14 protein-coding genes and 1 tRNA gene are annotated in these 15,008 nt (G+C 64.4%); 14 read left to right on the top strand and 1 reads right to left on the bottom strand.

Features of this window, described 5'->3' with window-relative positions:
- Nucleotides 1–29: 29 nt before the first annotated feature.
- Nucleotides 30–725 carry a hypothetical protein gene (locus QUW00_RS05715; RefSeq protein WP_289613425.1) on the top strand — a complete coding sequence of 232 codons (696 nt, stop codon included), beginning with the start codon at nucleotides 30–32 and terminating at the stop codon, nucleotides 723–725.
- A gap of 397 nt (nucleotides 726–1,122) precedes the next feature.
- A complete protein-coding gene (arcC, locus tag QUW00_RS05720; protein WP_289613426.1) occupies nucleotides 1,123–2,085 on the top strand; it encodes a carbamate kinase in 963 nt (320 codons plus the stop codon).
- Nucleotides 2,086–2,299: 214 nt separating this feature from the next.
- On the opposite strand, the gene QUW00_RS05725 is transcribed toward arcC, so the two are convergent.
- Nucleotides 2,300–3,610: a C39 family peptidase gene (locus QUW00_RS05725; RefSeq protein ID WP_289613427.1), complete on the bottom strand. Its 1,311-nt coding sequence runs from the start codon at nucleotides 3,608–3,610 to the stop codon at nucleotides 2,300–2,302.
- Between the two features lie 236 nt (nucleotides 3,611–3,846).
- Here QUW00_RS05725 and QUW00_RS05730 point away from each other — a divergent pair, with 236 nt between their 5' ends.
- From QUW00_RS05730 to QUW00_RS05785, 12 genes are all read left to right on the top strand, one after another.
- Nucleotides 3,847–4,791, top strand: coding sequence for a zinc dependent phospholipase C family protein (locus tag QUW00_RS05730; protein ID WP_289613428.1), 945 nt, complete (start codon nucleotides 3,847–3,849; stop codon nucleotides 4,789–4,791).
- Between the two features lie 181 nt (nucleotides 4,792–4,972).
- A complete protein-coding gene (locus QUW00_RS05735) occupies nucleotides 4,973–6,223 on the top strand; it encodes an MFS transporter (RefSeq protein ID WP_289613429.1) in 1,251 nt (416 codons plus the stop codon).
- Between the two features lie 113 nt (nucleotides 6,224–6,336).
- Nucleotides 6,337–6,918, top strand: a complete 582-nt coding sequence (locus QUW00_RS05740; RefSeq protein ID WP_289613430.1) for a QueT transporter family protein — start codon at nucleotides 6,337–6,339, stop codon at nucleotides 6,916–6,918.
- Between the two features lie 64 nt (nucleotides 6,919–6,982).
- Nucleotides 6,983–8,191: a glycosyltransferase gene (locus QUW00_RS05745; RefSeq protein WP_289613431.1), complete on the top strand. Its 1,209-nt coding sequence runs from the start codon at nucleotides 6,983–6,985 to the stop codon at nucleotides 8,189–8,191.
- A complete protein-coding gene (locus tag QUW00_RS05750) occupies nucleotides 8,167–9,537 on the top strand; it encodes a histidine kinase (RefSeq protein WP_289613432.1) in 1,371 nt (456 codons plus the stop codon). The genes QUW00_RS05745 and QUW00_RS05750 overlap by 25 nt, the downstream gene beginning before the upstream one ends.
- Before the next feature lie 71 nt (nucleotides 9,538–9,608).
- Nucleotides 9,609–10,325: a LytR/AlgR family response regulator transcription factor gene (locus QUW00_RS05755; protein WP_289613433.1), complete on the top strand. Its 717-nt coding sequence runs from the start codon at nucleotides 9,609–9,611 to the stop codon at nucleotides 10,323–10,325.
- A gap of 23 nt (nucleotides 10,326–10,348) precedes the next feature.
- Nucleotides 10,349–10,813 (top strand): metallophosphoesterase family protein, encoded by a 465-nt coding sequence (locus tag QUW00_RS05760; protein WP_289613434.1) that lies wholly within the window; start codon nucleotides 10,349–10,351, stop codon nucleotides 10,811–10,813.
- 156 nt (nucleotides 10,814–10,969) lie between these two features.
- A tRNA-Asp gene (locus QUW00_RS05765) sits at nucleotides 10,970–11,047 on the top strand.
- A gap of 420 nt (nucleotides 11,048–11,467) precedes the next feature.
- A complete protein-coding gene (locus tag QUW00_RS05770; protein ID WP_289613435.1) occupies nucleotides 11,468–11,956 on the top strand; it encodes an RrF2 family transcriptional regulator in 489 nt (162 codons plus the stop codon).
- A gap of 48 nt (nucleotides 11,957–12,004) precedes the next feature.
- On the top strand, nucleotides 12,005–12,901 hold the full coding sequence (locus QUW00_RS05775; protein WP_289613521.1) for an adenine glycosylase: 897 nt from the start codon (nucleotides 12,005–12,007) through the stop codon (nucleotides 12,899–12,901).
- A 485-nt stretch (nucleotides 12,902–13,386) separates the two neighbouring features.
- Nucleotides 13,387–13,926, top strand: a complete 540-nt coding sequence (rbr, locus tag QUW00_RS05780) for a rubrerythrin (RefSeq protein ID WP_289613436.1) — start codon at nucleotides 13,387–13,389, stop codon at nucleotides 13,924–13,926.
- Nucleotides 13,927–14,133: 207 nt separating this feature from the next.
- Nucleotides 14,134–14,805 (top strand): hydrogenase maturation protease, encoded by a 672-nt coding sequence (locus tag QUW00_RS05785; protein WP_289613437.1) that lies wholly within the window; start codon nucleotides 14,134–14,136, stop codon nucleotides 14,803–14,805.
- Nucleotides 14,806–15,008 lie beyond the last annotated feature (203 nt).

Raw genomic sequence — 15,008 nt, forward strand, 5'->3', positions numbered from 1 at the left:
GTACCAGGACAAACGCAAAGGAGCACACCATGGAATTCAACATGAATGAGGGGCACCCCATCGAGGTCGAGGTCGGCGGCAAGCGCTACGCGCGTCACGCCATCCGCACGCGGTTCGTCGAGATCGGGGAGAGCTATCTCGATCTGATCCGCGAGTACGTACTGCCCGTCTGGCAGCCCGGCGACATCCTGTCCTCGAGCGAGAAGGTCGTGGCGCTTTGCCAGGGGCGTGTGGTGTACGAGAAGGATGTCGAGCCGGGCCTGCTCGCGCGCTTTCTGGCGCCGTTTGCCAGCGGCACGCCCGACGCGTTCGGCGTGAAGCATCCCGCCAAGATGCAGTTCGCGATCAACGAATGCGGTGCCCCGCGCGTGCTGTGGGCAGCTATCTGTGCCGGCGTGGCCAAGCTCTTCGGAAAGCACGGCGTCTTCTACGAGATGACGGGCCGCGAGGTCGCCGGTCTCGACGGCTTCTACGGAGCGGAGTTCGACACGTATGCCCACATGGGCGTGCGCATCCCGGCGGATCCCGACGGCGTTTGCGATGAGGTGGAGCGCGAGCTCGGCGTGCAGATGATGATCGTGGATGCCAACAACATCAACGTCGAGATCCTCGGCCGCAGTTCGTCGCTTGCGCTGACCGACGACGACCTGCGCGCCCTGATCGCCGACAATCCGGCGGGGCAGGGCACCGAGCTCACGCCGTTCATCCTCATCCGCCCGCTGTAGAACCCGATAACATCGGCGCGCACTCGGTTGGCGCGCCTTGCGTGCATGCCCCCGGTTCGCTTTGGTGAGCCGGGGGCATTTTGTGCAGCGCGCGCTTTAGCAAGGCGGTGCACCAATGCATGAGAAGGGATACATATGCATAAAACGGAGGAACAGAAGGCTTGGATATCCGAAATACGGGACGCTTCGTCCGTTTTGGATTGGCTGAAATACAATACTATTTACCTGTGATAATACAAAAATCAGGCACAAATATACGCTGGGCGGCGAAAAGGTACCGTTCACCGGCTCTCGCCAAAGAAATGAATAAAAACTGGGTGGCTGAGTATACTCAATAGAGTAATGAAAACGCGCGGGCGCCACGAGGTCGCGCGTGCCATCAAGAAAGGGGTTTCCCATGTCCAAGCCTTTCGGCAAGCCCGATCGCATCGTCGTCGCCCTGGGAGGCAATGCCTTGGGTGACACCCCCGAGGAGCAGATCGAGAAGGTCGGCGCCGCCGCCCACGCGCTGCTCGGTCTTATTGAGCAGGGTAACGAGATCATCATCACCCATGGCAACGGCCCGCAGGTCGGCATGATCCAGAACGCCTTCGCCGCCGCTCACGACGCCATCGGCACCCCGTCCATGGACCTGCCCGAGTGCGGCGCCATGAGCCAGGGCTACATCGGCTATCACCTGCAGCAGGGCATCGGCCGCGAGATGCACCGTCGCTATAAGCGCTGGCACGCTGCCACGGTCGTGACCCAGATCGAGTGCGATCCGGACGATCCGGCGTTCGCCAACCCCACGAAGCCCATCGGCCCGTTCTACACCGAGGAGCAGGCCAAGCAGATCATGGCCGAGAACCCCGACATGACCTTCGTCGAGGACTCCGGTCGCGGCTGGCGTCGCGTCGTCGCCTCGCCCGAGCCCAAGAAGATCGTCGAGGCCGACTCCATCCTGAACCTCCTCGACAACGAGTTCATCGTCATCGCCTGCGGTGGCGGTGGCATCCCGGTCGTGCGCGACTACAACAACAAGGGCTGCTACAAGGGCGTCGCTGCCGTTATCGACAAGGATATGGGCGGCGAGCTGCTCGCCGAGGACTGCGGCGCCGACGTGCTGTTCCTGCTGACTGCGGTCGACCACGTCGCTATCAACTGGGGCAAGCCCGACCAGACCGATCTCGAGGAGATCTCTGCAGACGAGGCGGAGAAGCTCGCTGACGAGGGTCAGTTCGGCAAGGGCTCCATGGAGCCCAAGGTCCGCGCCGCCATCAAGTTCGCGCGCAGCCGCAAGGGCCGCGTGTGCATCATCGGCGCGCTCGAGAAGGCCGCCGAGACCATGGCCGGCCTCTCCGGCACCCGCATCTACGCGTAATCGAGCATGTCTGTACGGGCGCCGCGGCGCGACGCCCCGTGAACACGTCCTCTCTCCTTTCCCCGATGGCTGCCACCCGGCAGCCATCGGGGTTTTGCGTTTGGATGGGTGCGCGGGGCGTGCCGTTCGCGTCGGCTGGGGAGACTCCGCGCGACGCCGGCGCAGCCGATAGCTTGCATCGGTCGTTTGGTTTGGATGGGCGCTTGGTTGGATCCTATGCGGCCGAGTAGACCCAGGCGACGTCGGCTTGGTTGAGCACGCGGACCAGGTCCCATTTGCGCGCGCTGGTATCGGGGCTGTTGGGGTCGTAGATCTCCACCATGCCGCGCTCGTCGATGCTCTTCAGGATGATATAGTGCCCGAGCATGGTGAAATCGCCCGCTCCCACGACGCAGATGACGGGGTTTCCCTGCCGCAGGGCGCTCTCGACCGTCTGACGCGTGGGCGCGACCATCTCGGCGTAGAAGCCGAACGCGTAGGCTGCCTCCGTCATAAACGACCATTCGGTGGCGCCGGTGGGCGCGTAGTTGTTGGCGTCCGCCCAGCTCGACATCGTGCCCGGATCCATGTCGGTGTTGCCGGTGAAATACACGTACAGCATGGTCATGGCGGTGGGGCCGCAGGCATTTTGGGCGACCGTGCCGCCGCCGTAGGGCAGGTTGCACCAGGCGACGTCCGTCTGATACAGATGCGGCATCTCGCCTTGCTCCCACTGCGACACCGGCGTGGAGACGGGGAACTGCGAGGGCGTGAGCGTGCCTATGTTGAGCTGCGAGGACTCCTGCTCCGGCGCGATGCCGGCGGGCGTGGTCGACACGACGGAGCCGACGAGGAACAAGACGAGGAACAGCGCCGCGGCCGGTACGGCGATGGAGGCTGCCGAGAGCGGCCGTGCCGCCGGGGAGCGCCATCCGCCTGCACGGCCATAGTCGCGGCCGCGATTGCGGCTCCGGCCCCGCGAGAACGAGGGCTGCCCGCGTCGCAGGGTGTGCCCGATCACGGACGAGGGGCCCGATCCGTAGCGTCCGCGCTCTAGGACGCTTGACGTTCCCTGCGAGCGAAGCGAGCTGACGGTCGAGGCGGCCGAACCGGAGCGGAAGGTGGTATGGAGCTGATCGGCGTGCCCGTGCCCGTATCCGCGTTCGCGCGGATGGGCGTCGTGGCGCGCACCTCCTTGGAGGGCGTCGCGAATCGTGTCGACGATGGCGCCGAAGAGGTTGGCGATTGTCGAGGGCCGCGTGCCGCGCCGTTGCGCGCGGCTGCGTCCAGAGGTCGCGGTGGTGCGGCGTACGGTGCCTGCACGTTCGGTTGAAGCGGATGAGGCGCGAGAGGAAGAGGGCCGTGTGCTCTCGGCGCGACGTCCAGATCGTCCGGCTTCACTGCCCGTGCCCGTTGCGGCGTAGCCGGTCGGCATGCGTCCCGATGCCAAACGCACGTTGCGGCGGGAAATGCCGGAAGAACGGTGCTCTGGGGGCATGCTCGTGCGCGCCTCGCCGCTCTCGCGGCGGGACCTTGCGTCTGCCATGGGGCACCTCCTTCACGGCCTCGTTGCCGCCGATGTTCCCTATATTACAGTGTGCGCACAAAACGTGCAGGCAAAAGGCCGCGAGCGCGCGGCTGGCTCGCCGCGGCGGTCGAGCGGCGACGCGATTTGGAAGCTTCGTCGGCGCGGTATGTCCGTGGGGCGGGTGGGCATAATAGCGCCAGAAGCTATCGCGGCCGGGCCGGTGCGCCGGCCGCTGCATCGTGAAAGGACCCGGTATGCCCGCATTGATCACCCATCATCTGTTTGGCGAGGAGAGCGTGGAGCGCCTTCCTGCCGGTATCGTCTCCACCGAAGAGGAGCGCTGCGCCTTTCTGATCGCCAACCAGGGGCCAGATCCATTTTTCTTCCGCGTGCGCACCCCGGGCTTCAAGGAAAGCACCGCGCTCGGACACCGCATGCACGCGGGCCGCATCTCTCAGCAGTTCCGCGCGCTGCGCGAGGGCGTAGGGCGCCTGCCCGCGCGGGATGCCGACCTCGGGCGCGCGTTTGCGCTCGGCATGCTTTCGCACTACGTCCTCGATCGCAACGCGCATCCGTTCGTGTATGCGCAGCAGTGGGGAATCCAGGAGGTTGACCCCGACCTCGCACGCGCCGGCAGCCAGGTGCACGCCGTGATCGAGAGCGACCTGGACGTCTTGATGCTGCAGAGCAAGCGTGCGGGTGCCACCTGCGCGGACTGTCCGCCCGCCGACGAGCTTGTCACCACGGAGCGTATCGATCGGGTGGCCGGCGCGCTCATGAGCTACGTTGCCCGCAGCGTCTATGGGCTCGAGGTGGGGGCCGCGGAGTACGGCGGCGCGGTCGCCGACATGAAGCTCGCCTACCGCGTCATCGAGCCCGCCGGATCCCTGCACACCCGCGCACTGGGCGCGCTCGAGGGGCTCGTGCGCAACTACTCCCTGCTCTCCTCGCTTGCGCATCCCGTGACCGATGAGGCGCCGGCTGCCACGGCGAACCTTGCCCATCGGCCGTGGACCGACCCGTTTGGTGGGCAGGAGTCGCGCGAGAGCTTCCCCGAGGTCTTCGATCGGGCGCTCGACGACTACGGGCGCGCCAGCGCGCTTTTCGTCCGCAGCGAGGACATGGTGCCCATAACCGAGCGCAAGAACTACTCGGGCCGCGTGCTCGACGCCGACGAGGAGTGCCGCGCCGACGACTGAGACCCGGTGGATTGACCTGGCATGACGCCAAAAGGGGACTGACAGGGGGACAAGCCCTTTGTCAGCCCCTTTTTTGTCGGGCGGCATCCTGCCGCGTGCTTACCGAATCCTGACGCGCGGGTCCGCAGCGTTGCCGTACCATAGATGGGTTCGTATCCGACTGCGGCCAGGAGAACCCGCTATGAAATACACCAAGCTCGAGCGCAACTGGGTTATGTACGACGTGGGCAACTCAGCTCTCGTGCTGCTGAATACGTCGGTCGTGCCCATCTACTTCGACGCGATCAACACCGGGGCGAGCTCGGCCGAGCTCGTGACCGCCTGGGCGAACGCCCAGACCGTCGCCTCGCTCGTCGTGGCGCTGCTCATGCCCGTGCTGGGGTCGCTTGCGGACTTTGCGGGCAACAAGATCAAGTTCTTCTTGGGCTTCTTCCTGACGGGACTCGTCTTGTGCCTGGCCCAGGCCATCCCCATGGGCGCTATGCCCTTCCTGGTCGTCTACGTGCTGTGCACGATCGGCCTGAACTCCTCCATGACGTTTTACGACGCCATGCTGCCCGACGTCACGACCGACGAGCGCATGGACAACGTGTCCAGCTCGGGCTACGCCTGGGGCTACATCGGCTCCTGCGTGCCATTCATCGTGTGCATCGCGCTCATCATGCTCGGTCCCAGCGTGCTCGGGCTCGACATGATGCTCGCCACGCGTCTGTCCTTCGTCATCACCGGCATCTGGTGGCTTGCCTTCACCCTGCCGCTGCTGCGCACCTATCGTCAGCGCTTCGCCAAGGAGCTCAAGCCGGGCGAGACCTTCGGCAGCGAGGTCGTGCGCACGTTCAAGGGCCTGCTCGCCACGCTCAAGCGCATCGCCTCCGACCGCGCCATCCTCATCTACATGATCGCGTTTTTCTTCTATATCGACGGCGTGCACACGGTCATCTCGATGTCCACCACCTACGGCACGTCGCTGGGCATCGACTCGACCCAGCTCATCCTCGCGCTGCTCGTCACGCAGTTCGTGGCCTTCCCCTCGGCGATCGCCTACGGGCGTCTCGCCGGCACGTACGGCACGCTGCGCATGATCATGATCGCGGTGACCGCCTATGTCTGCATCGTCTTGTTCGCAGCGTTCTTCCTGAAGACCGCGACGGAGTTTTGGATCCTCGCCATCGCGGTCGGCCTGTTCCAGGGCGGCATCCAGGCGCTGTCGCGCAGTTACTTCGGCAAGCTCATCCCCAAGGAGCGCGCCAACGAGTATTACGGTTTCTTTGACATTTTCGGACGGTATGCGTCCGTCATGGGAACTCTGCTAGTATCGGTTGTGACATCGCTCACGGGGAATCCTTCTTTAGGAGTGCTTTCCATCGGGATCCTCTTGGTTGTGGGCCTTGTCATGCTAGCAAAGCTCTCCCGCATGAGGGGCGTCGCGTAGGGCGCGTGCGACACGCGCATGGGCAGGCGCCGCCCATGAATTCGCGCCTTGTACACGGAGGGCTTTGCTGCGGTTTAGCAAAGCCCTCCGATTTTGTAGAAGGTGACCGACAGATGAAATCGACCTACATCGCCCACGCCGGGGTTATCGCCGCCGCGTATGCAGCCTGCACCCTGGTGGCCATGCTCTTTTTGGGAAGTCTCGCCTGGGGCCCCATCCAGTTCCGCATCTCCGAGGCGCTGTGCGCGCTCGCGCTCGTGACGCCCGCCGCCGTGCCCGGTCTGACGCTGGGATGCGTCATCGCCAACGTCGCCAACATCGCCATCTCGGGAACCGGCGCGCTCGGACTGCTCGACGTAACGTTCGGCTCGCTCGCGACGTTCGCGGGCGCCCTGTTCACCTGGAAGATGCGCGAGCGCCCGCTCGTGGCGCTTGCCGGCCCCGTGCTCGCCAATGCGCTGATCGTCCCGGCCTACCTGCCGATTCTGCTTATGGGCGCCGGCTTTTACACCATCCCCTTCACGTCCATCTCGCTCGACGGCTCCTGGCCGTTCATGTACCTGTTCGGTTTGGTGACCACGGGTGTGGGCGAAGCGGTCGTGATGTATGCTTTGGGGTATCCGCTGTACCGCTCGCTGTCCAAAACGCATATCGTGAAAAAGGGCATGGCCGAGATGGGTACAACAAGCAAGTAAGCGGGCGAGAGGCGTCGGGCGCCCCCGTCCCGCATGTCACGCGCGGCGCGGGGAAGGGGTGCCTATGAATCCCGCAATCGTCATACCGACCTATTGGGCGGCCGATGCGGCTGATACTCATGCCCCCGGTGCGTACGACCACAGCACCGACCTGCACAGCCCTGCGCCCGAGCTCGACGCGTGCCTGAAGTCGCTCGAACAAGTGCGCGATATCTGCCGCATCATCGTTTTGGTGGTGTGCCCGCCAGCCACGACCGCGGCGGCGCGCGAGCGCGTCGAGACCATCGCGCGCTCCCACCCCTCGCTCACGGTGACCGTCGTCTCCAACACCGAGGCCGCGCGCATCCGCGACCGCGTGAGCGAGATCGCGCCTCGGGCGCCCGGCGAGCCTGTGTCGCTGCGCGGATACGGCGCCATCCGCAACATGGGGCTCGCCGTGGCAAACATCCTCGCCCACGACGCCGTGATCTTTTTGGATGACGACGAGCTCGTGCTCGGCCCCGACTTCATGAAGCAAGCGCTGTACGCCCTGGGACAGCTGACGCGCCAAGGCCTGCCGATTCTTGCCAAGAGCGGGTATTATTACGACCGTTCGGGCTCGCCGCTGGCCGATACGTCCAAAGCCGACATCAACCATCGCTGGTGGACCAAGCGCATCGAGTTCAACCGCTGGATGCGCCGCGCCCTTGCGGGGACGCGCATCTCGCGGTCCAACTACGTCTGCGGCGGCTGCTTTGCCCTGCACGCCCGCGCCTACACGCGCGTGGCTTTTGACCCGTGGATCACGCGCGGCGAGGACCTGGATTACCTGTTCAACATGCGCATGCACGGCATGGACGTCTGGTTTGACAACGAGTGGGCGGTCAAGCACCTTCCGCCCGCGAGCGACCACCGTTCGCCGCGCTTCATGCAAAACGTCTATCGCTGGTACTACGAGCGCGCCAAGCTCAGCTATGCCGCCGGCCAGCACGACCTGACGCCTGTGACCCCCGCCTCGCTCATGCCCTATCCCGGGCCGTGGTTCTCGCGCGAGCTTGACGAGCGCGTCCGCAAGACCGCTGCCGCCCGCATGATGTTTACCTCCGAGCACGAGGGCTACTGGCGCATCTGGCGCGACGGCATCGCACGCGCCGAGCGCTATGCCAACGAGAATAAAACCAAGTACTTGAAGTTCCAGAGTTTTTGGCCCAGCATCATGGACGGCCTGTGGAACGATACGGAGCTGGCCCAGATGTTGGAGGAATGCACATGCCGCGCAAGCTCAAGCACCTAAGCGAACGGATCTCGACGCGCTCGCGGATCTTGCCGCGGCTGCGGTTGTTTGCCATCGTGTGCGCCCTCGGCCTCGCCTCATATTGTGTCTACGCCCTGTCCCACGGGCTCGACCCCATCATCGCGGTTCTTGCCTGCGCCCTGCTGTGCGTCTTCCTGGTGGCCTTCATCTACCTGTGCCTGAACCCCGATTCGCTGCGCTCCCTCTACACCGAGCAGGCCCTGTCGACGGCATCGGAGATGCTCGAGATCATCAAGGAGGGCCTGGACGAGCGCAGCGCGCAGGACATCTGCTGCCGCCTTCTGCCCGAGACGCGCGCCATGGCCATCGCCGTGACCGATGACAAGCGCGTGCTCGCCTGCGTGGGCGAGCTCGCCTCGGATTTTCCGCCCGGCTCGCTCATCCACACGCCCGCGACGCGCTATGTGCTTGAGCACGGCGTCGCCCAGTCGTTTACCCACATGGTCGACGTGCCGAGCGAGCGCACGCCCCATCGCGCCATCCCCGCCGGCATCATCGTGCCGCTCAAGGTGCGCGACAAGGCGGTGGGCACGCTCAAGTTCTACTATCGCCGCTCGCATGATGTGAACCGCACGCAGTACGCACTGGCTTCCGGGTTCGCCGAGCTGCTCTCCACGCAGCTCGCCATCCACGAGCTCGAGCTGCAAGACGAGCTCACCGCCCGCGCCGAGTTGCGCGCCCTGCAGGCCCAGATCAACCCGCATTTCCTGTTCAACACCCTGAACACCATCGCGTCGTTTACCCGGACCGACCCCACGCGCGCCCGCGAGCTGTTGCGCGAGTTCTCATCGTTCTACCGCGCGACGCTCGAGAACTCCGGCTCGTTCATCCCGCTGTCGCGCGAGATCTCCCAGACGGCGCGCTACCTGCTGTTCGAGAAGGCCCGCTTCGGCGAGGACCGCATCCTGGACACCTTCGATATCACGTCGGATGCGCAGGGTGCGCCCGTCCCCTCGTTCATCATTCAGCCGCTCGTTGAAAACGCGGTTCGCCATGGCATGAAGGACGAAGGCGCCCTGCACATCTCGGTGCGCGCGAGCATGCCCGAGGAGGGCATCGTGCTCATCGAGGTGGCGGATGACGGCGCCGGCATGGATGCCAAGACGGCGGCGCGTCTGTTTGACATGCGTGAGGACGTGCCCGCTCGTGATGCGCCCCAAGGCGGGGGAGCCGGGGTCGCCATGCACAACATCTCCGAGCGCATCCTGCGCTTCTACGGTCCGCGTTCGTCCACGAATGTGGAGTCCGAACAGGGGCGGGGCACAACCGTTTCGCTCAAGCTGGATTTGGAAAACAGCATTCTGGGGCAGAGAGTTGTAGAATAGCTACACGGCTCGCGGATGCCGCCGGGGCGCCGCGTATCGCCAGAATCTGACGGGAAGGGATTTACACGCTTATGCTACGTGCAATGATCGTCGACGACGAGGCGCCTGCACGCTCCGAGCTGCGCTTCTTGCTGGAGCAGACCGGCAAGATGGGATCCATCAGCGAGGCGGCGAGCGTCCGCTCCGCCATCGAGATGCTGATGGAGAATCGGGTCGATGTCGTGTTCCTGGACATCTCCATGCCGGGCGCATCGGGCATCCAGCTCGCTGAGGCCCTCCATAAGCTCAAGAATCCCCCCGCGATCGTGTTCGTGACCGCCTACAGCGATCATGCCGTCGAGGCTTTCGACGTCGACGCGGTCGACTATCTGCTCAAGCCCGTCGAGGAGGCCCGACTCGATCAGGCCATCGGCAAGGTGCTCGCTCGCGTGAAACCCGTGACCGAGAGCAAGGCGCCCATCGAGCGCATCCCGGTCGAGAAGGGCGGTCGCAAGGTCCTGATCCCGGTGGACCAGATCCGCTACATCATGGCCAAGGACGACTACTCCTGCATCTTCACCGAGGACGACCGGTACCTGTCCACCACGTCGCTCGCGCAGTTCGAGTCCAAGCTGGGCGACTTCGGCTTCTTCCGCGTGCACCGTCGCTACATCGTCAACCTCGCCTGCGTCGAGGACGTCGAGACCGCGGCGACCGGCGCCATCCAGCTGGGCGTCACCGGGGTCGATGACCGTATCCCGGTCTCTCGCCGCCGCGTCGTACCGCTCAAGAAGGCGCTCAACCTCTAGGTTGTCCCAGAAAGGTCGCATGCATGGGTAGCGACGGTGCGAAGCGCATCGACATCATCTCGGATACGCATGGACGGCTGTCCGACAGGCTGCTCGCGCAGCTCGAGGGCGCCGATCTCATCCTGCATGCCGGCGACCTGACCTCCGAGGCCGATTACTTCGAGCTGGCGACTATCGCCCCGCTCAAGGCGGTGCTGGGCAACAACGATTTCTTCTACGACTACGGATCGGATGTGCGCCGCCAGGCGACCTTTGAGTACGAGGGGCTTCGCTTTGCGATGGCGCACTATCGCGAGGATCTGCCCGAACGCGGCGTGGATGTCGCGGTGTGCGGACACACCCACAAGCCTGTGATCGTGCCGCGCTCGACCGGTCTTCTGATCAACCCCGGTTCGCCTACCTATCCGCGCAGCATGCGCGGCGCCACCATGGCGCGCCTGCAGGTGCGCGCCGGCCAGATTCTCGGCGCCGAGATCGTCGAGCTGTAGGGGGCTGTGGGTCGGCAGCAGGTGGGGATGGTTCCTATGTGCGCCGGTAGACGTCTTGTTTGCGCGTCGATGCGGCATCGCCAAAGTTTTTAAAAAAAGTTCTTGCGCCGCCTGAGGAAGTCTGTGTATACTAGCTCTCGCAGCAAAGAGCTGTCTGGGGAGTTAGCTCAGTTTGGTTAGAGCGCCGGCCTGTCACGTCGGAGGTCGCGGGTTCGAGCCCCGTACTTCCCGCCATCGCAAAATAAGCCCTGCCTTGTGCGGGGCTTTTTGCTATTTCGAGCAGATGGGTGAGGCTGCGGCGGGCGATTCCCGTGGGCCGCGAGTCGTCCCATCGGATTTCCAAAGCAAGGGAATGCATGCAGGGGCCGACGTTCGGGTCGGCCAATGCGGCGGCGCGCGGGCCGCGTTTGGTTGCGCGGAGGCTCCGCCAGGCGGCGACGAAGCGGACTGCTTCGCAGCCGTTCGTCTCGACATCATGCCCTTTTTTCATGCTTCTGTTCCCATTGAGGGGTCATTTTCTAATTAGCATGTAGAACACCAGATGTCTGGGTGTATAGTAAATCTCACCCGGTTGGGGGTAGGTTGCGTTGACAGGCCGATTGTCCGGGCATTTCGGATGCGTCACGGTCGGCCGCACGGCTGCGAGGAGGGGATATGGATATCTCCCGTAAGACCGATTACGCCCTTCGCATGCTTTCCATGCTGGTACAGGGCGAAGACGGCTTGCTATCCGTGCGCACCGCTGCAGAGCAGGTGGGCGTTCCTTACTCGTTCGCACGGTCCATTCAGCACGGCTTGGTGCAGGCCGGTATCGTGGAGAGCCTGCGCGGTGTCCATGGCGGCATGCGGCTCAAGGTCGATCCCGCCCAGGTGACGATCAGGCAGATCGTCGAGGCCGTCCAGGGCCCTCTTTCCATGAACGACTGCACCGCTCCCGACGGTTCCTGCGCGCGCAGCGCCGACTGCTGCTATCATCCCCTCTGGGCCGGTACGCAGGCGCTCGTGTACAGCTATCTCGACTCCGTCACGCTCGACGATGTCGTCAACTGCAAGAGAGCGCCCGCTGTCGACCCCAAGTTCGCCGATCGCTCGGCGTTCTGTTCGTACGTTTCGTGCGGCGAGGCATGCCGGTCGGCCCAGTAGGGCACAGGGTGGCGCTCGCCCTGCCGCGAGGTTAAGGAGCGCTTCGTGATCTCACAGGACCCCTTTCGCGCAACGGTTCGGGCGGAAGGGGCCCGTCTGTATCGCGACCTGCCCTGGCGGCGTACGCGCGACCCGTATGAGATCTGGCTGTCCGAGGTCATGCTGCAGCAGACGCAGGTGCCCCGCGTGCTTGCGCGCTGGCAGGAGTGGCTCGAGCGGTTTCCCACGGTGGCTGCGCTCGCCTGCGCCGATACCGCGGACGTTTTAGCCGCCTGGCAGGGTATGGGCTACAACCGGCGGGCGCTTGCGCTCAAGGCCGCCGCTGAGACCGTGTGCACCGACTACGACGGGGTCTTTCCGAGCGACACCGCCGCGCTCAAGGCGCTGCCGGGAATCGGTCCAGCGACCGCCCAGGGCATTCGAGCGTTTGCGTTCGACCTTCCGGGCGTCTATCTCGAGACCAATGTGCGCACCGTGCTGTTGCACCATTTCTTCCCGGACGTGCCGGGCGTGCCCGACCGCGAGCTCATCCCGCTGGCTGCATCGACGTGTCCGGGGACGGGTGAGGAGGCGGGCGTCCCGTTTGCCGTCCCGTTTGATGAGGGGGACACGCCGCGCTCGTGGTACTACGCGATGCTCGATTACGGCGCGTATCTGAAAAAGACGATCCCCAATCCATCCCGGCGGTCCAGCACGTATACCAGGCAGTCGCGTTTCGAGGGGTCGCGCAGGCAGAAGCGTGCGCACATCGTGCGCATGCTGCTCGATGCGCGTGCGTCGGGGGCAGGCGCGCTGACGCTCGATGAGGTGCGTGCGGGCGTGGACGAGCTTGAGCTTAGCGCGGGACGCGAGCGGGTGGGGGAGTCCGACGTCGTGTCGATTCTGGATGACCTGGTCCGCGAGGGCTTCGCGTGCGAAACCGACGGGACCTGGAGCATCGCCTAAGCTGAGGGAGCACCGTGCAAGAACACCCTGCTGCCGGGGTCGTGTTGCGCGAGGACACCCTGCTGCGGCGGCGCCAGAGGCGAAAACGCCCGGTTGCTGGGGGCGCTGCGTGAGAGCCCGGTTGCTGGGGAGCCAGGGGTTAAAACACCCTAGGGATTATTTTACATGGCGTATGTTTCTACATACGCCATGTAAAATAATCCCTAGGGTGTTTTAACCCCTGGCTTCCCAGCAACTTCCACACACGCCGCCCCTCGGCCGAACGCCATCTCGCAAGCGGTCGCCCCCGGCAGCAGGGTGTTTTCACCCCCGACGCTCCGTGACCGGGGCCGGTGCCGATTCGGCTGCGAGCGGCAGGGTGTGTAGCGTCGGTGGAGTTGGGTATACGACCATTGGGTGGAATGATTTCTTATTAGGAATCATTTACAATAAGGACACCGAAGCGCACCGTCTTCGGATCCTGCAACACAGAGGAGGAGCTACCAATGGACTTCGAGAATTCCCAGACCAAGAAGAACCTCGAGACCGCGTTTGCGGGTGAGTCCCAGGCTCACACCAAGTATCGTTACTATGCGTCCCGTGCCAAGAAGGACGGTTACGTGCAGATCTCCAACATCTTCATGGAGACCGCGCTCAACGAGTCCGAGCACGCCAAGCTGTGGTTCAAGTACCTGCATGACGGCGCCGTGCCCGATACGCTGACCAACCTCAAGGATGCCGCCGCAGGCGAGAACTACGAGTGGACCACCATGTACGACGAGTTCGCCAAGACCGCCGACGAGGAGGGCTTCAAGGAGATCGCCGCCAAGTTCCGTGGCGTCGGTGCCGTCGAGAAGGCCCACGAGGAGCGTTACCTCAAGCTCGCCGAGCGCGTCGAGAAGGGCGAGGTCTTCACGCGCGAGGGCGTGAAGGTCTGGAAGTGCGGCAACTGCGGCCACCTGCACGTCGGTCCGACCGCTCCGGAGCTGTGCCCCGTGTGCGCTCATCCGAAGAGCTACTTCGAGGAGCAGGTCGTCAACTACTAGCGCTTCGTTTCGAGGTTCTTCTGCCGGCCCCGTCGCATGGTTGCGGCGGGGCTGCTTTGTGCGCACGCCCCGTGCTGGCCCCCACCGCCATTCTGGTGCCGCTCACTCCATTTTGCGCTGCTGGACTATACCTCTTTGCGTACAGTTGGTAGCAGATTGACAAAACGGAAGCCGAAATGCGGCTTTTGGACAGCGGGGGAATAGGCCATGAGGGTATCCATCATCTGTGTCGGTAACGATTTTCACGGCGATGACGGCTTCGGTCCGGCGGTCGCCGCATACCTGAGGGACCGGTACATGCTTCCTTCGGAGGTCGAGGTTATCTCGCATATGGAGTACGGGCGTGCGCTTGTGGGCGACCTCATGGCCTGCGAGGCGTCGGTGGTCGTCGGCGCGTTTGACGATGCGACGGCGCCTGTCGGAACGCTGGTGACGTTTGGGCCGCAGGATGTTGACCAGGTCGCCGGTATGACCTCCACATTGGACATGAGCTTTGCCGACGTCTTGAACCTGTCGCACGCCTTGGGGATCGACTGTTCACAGATGCGCTGCTTCGGCGCGCAGATCGACCATGAGCGCGGGCTGTCCGGCACGGGGCTGTCCGACGCGCTCTCCGCATCGATCGCGCCGTGCGCACGCGCCATCGTCAAGCATCTTTCCGATGCGTTTTGGCACAAGGCGGTCGACTACTGGGCGATGACCTCCGATTCGCGGGCCCTGGTGGACGACCCTGCCGTCTACGCCTGCTCCGTGCTCGCCGCGATCGGCGAGTCCGAGCAGGCTGATGCCGTGCTCGCGTCGCTCGACGGCACGCCTGCACCCGACTACGAGGTCGACCGGCTGATCGCTCAGGTGCTCGAGGGCAGGCTGGCGGCGTAGGCGCGCCGCTCGCACGCTCGGTTTCCCGTTTGTCAGGATCGCGTTGACAGTCCGCCTTGTCCGTTTCATAATGAGGAGGCCCTTCTCCGTGCATGCCTCGATAGGAGGCGTGCCATGAATCTATTTATCGAAACCTCCCGCGATGGGGGCGAGATGGCGTTTGCCGGTGCATCTCGCGCCGATTGCGCGCCGAGCCGCCCTTC

The sequence above is a fragment of the Collinsella tanakaei genome, from assembly GCF_030373545.1.
Lineage (GTDB): Bacteria > Actinomycetota > Coriobacteriia > Coriobacteriales > Coriobacteriaceae > Collinsella > Collinsella tanakaei_C.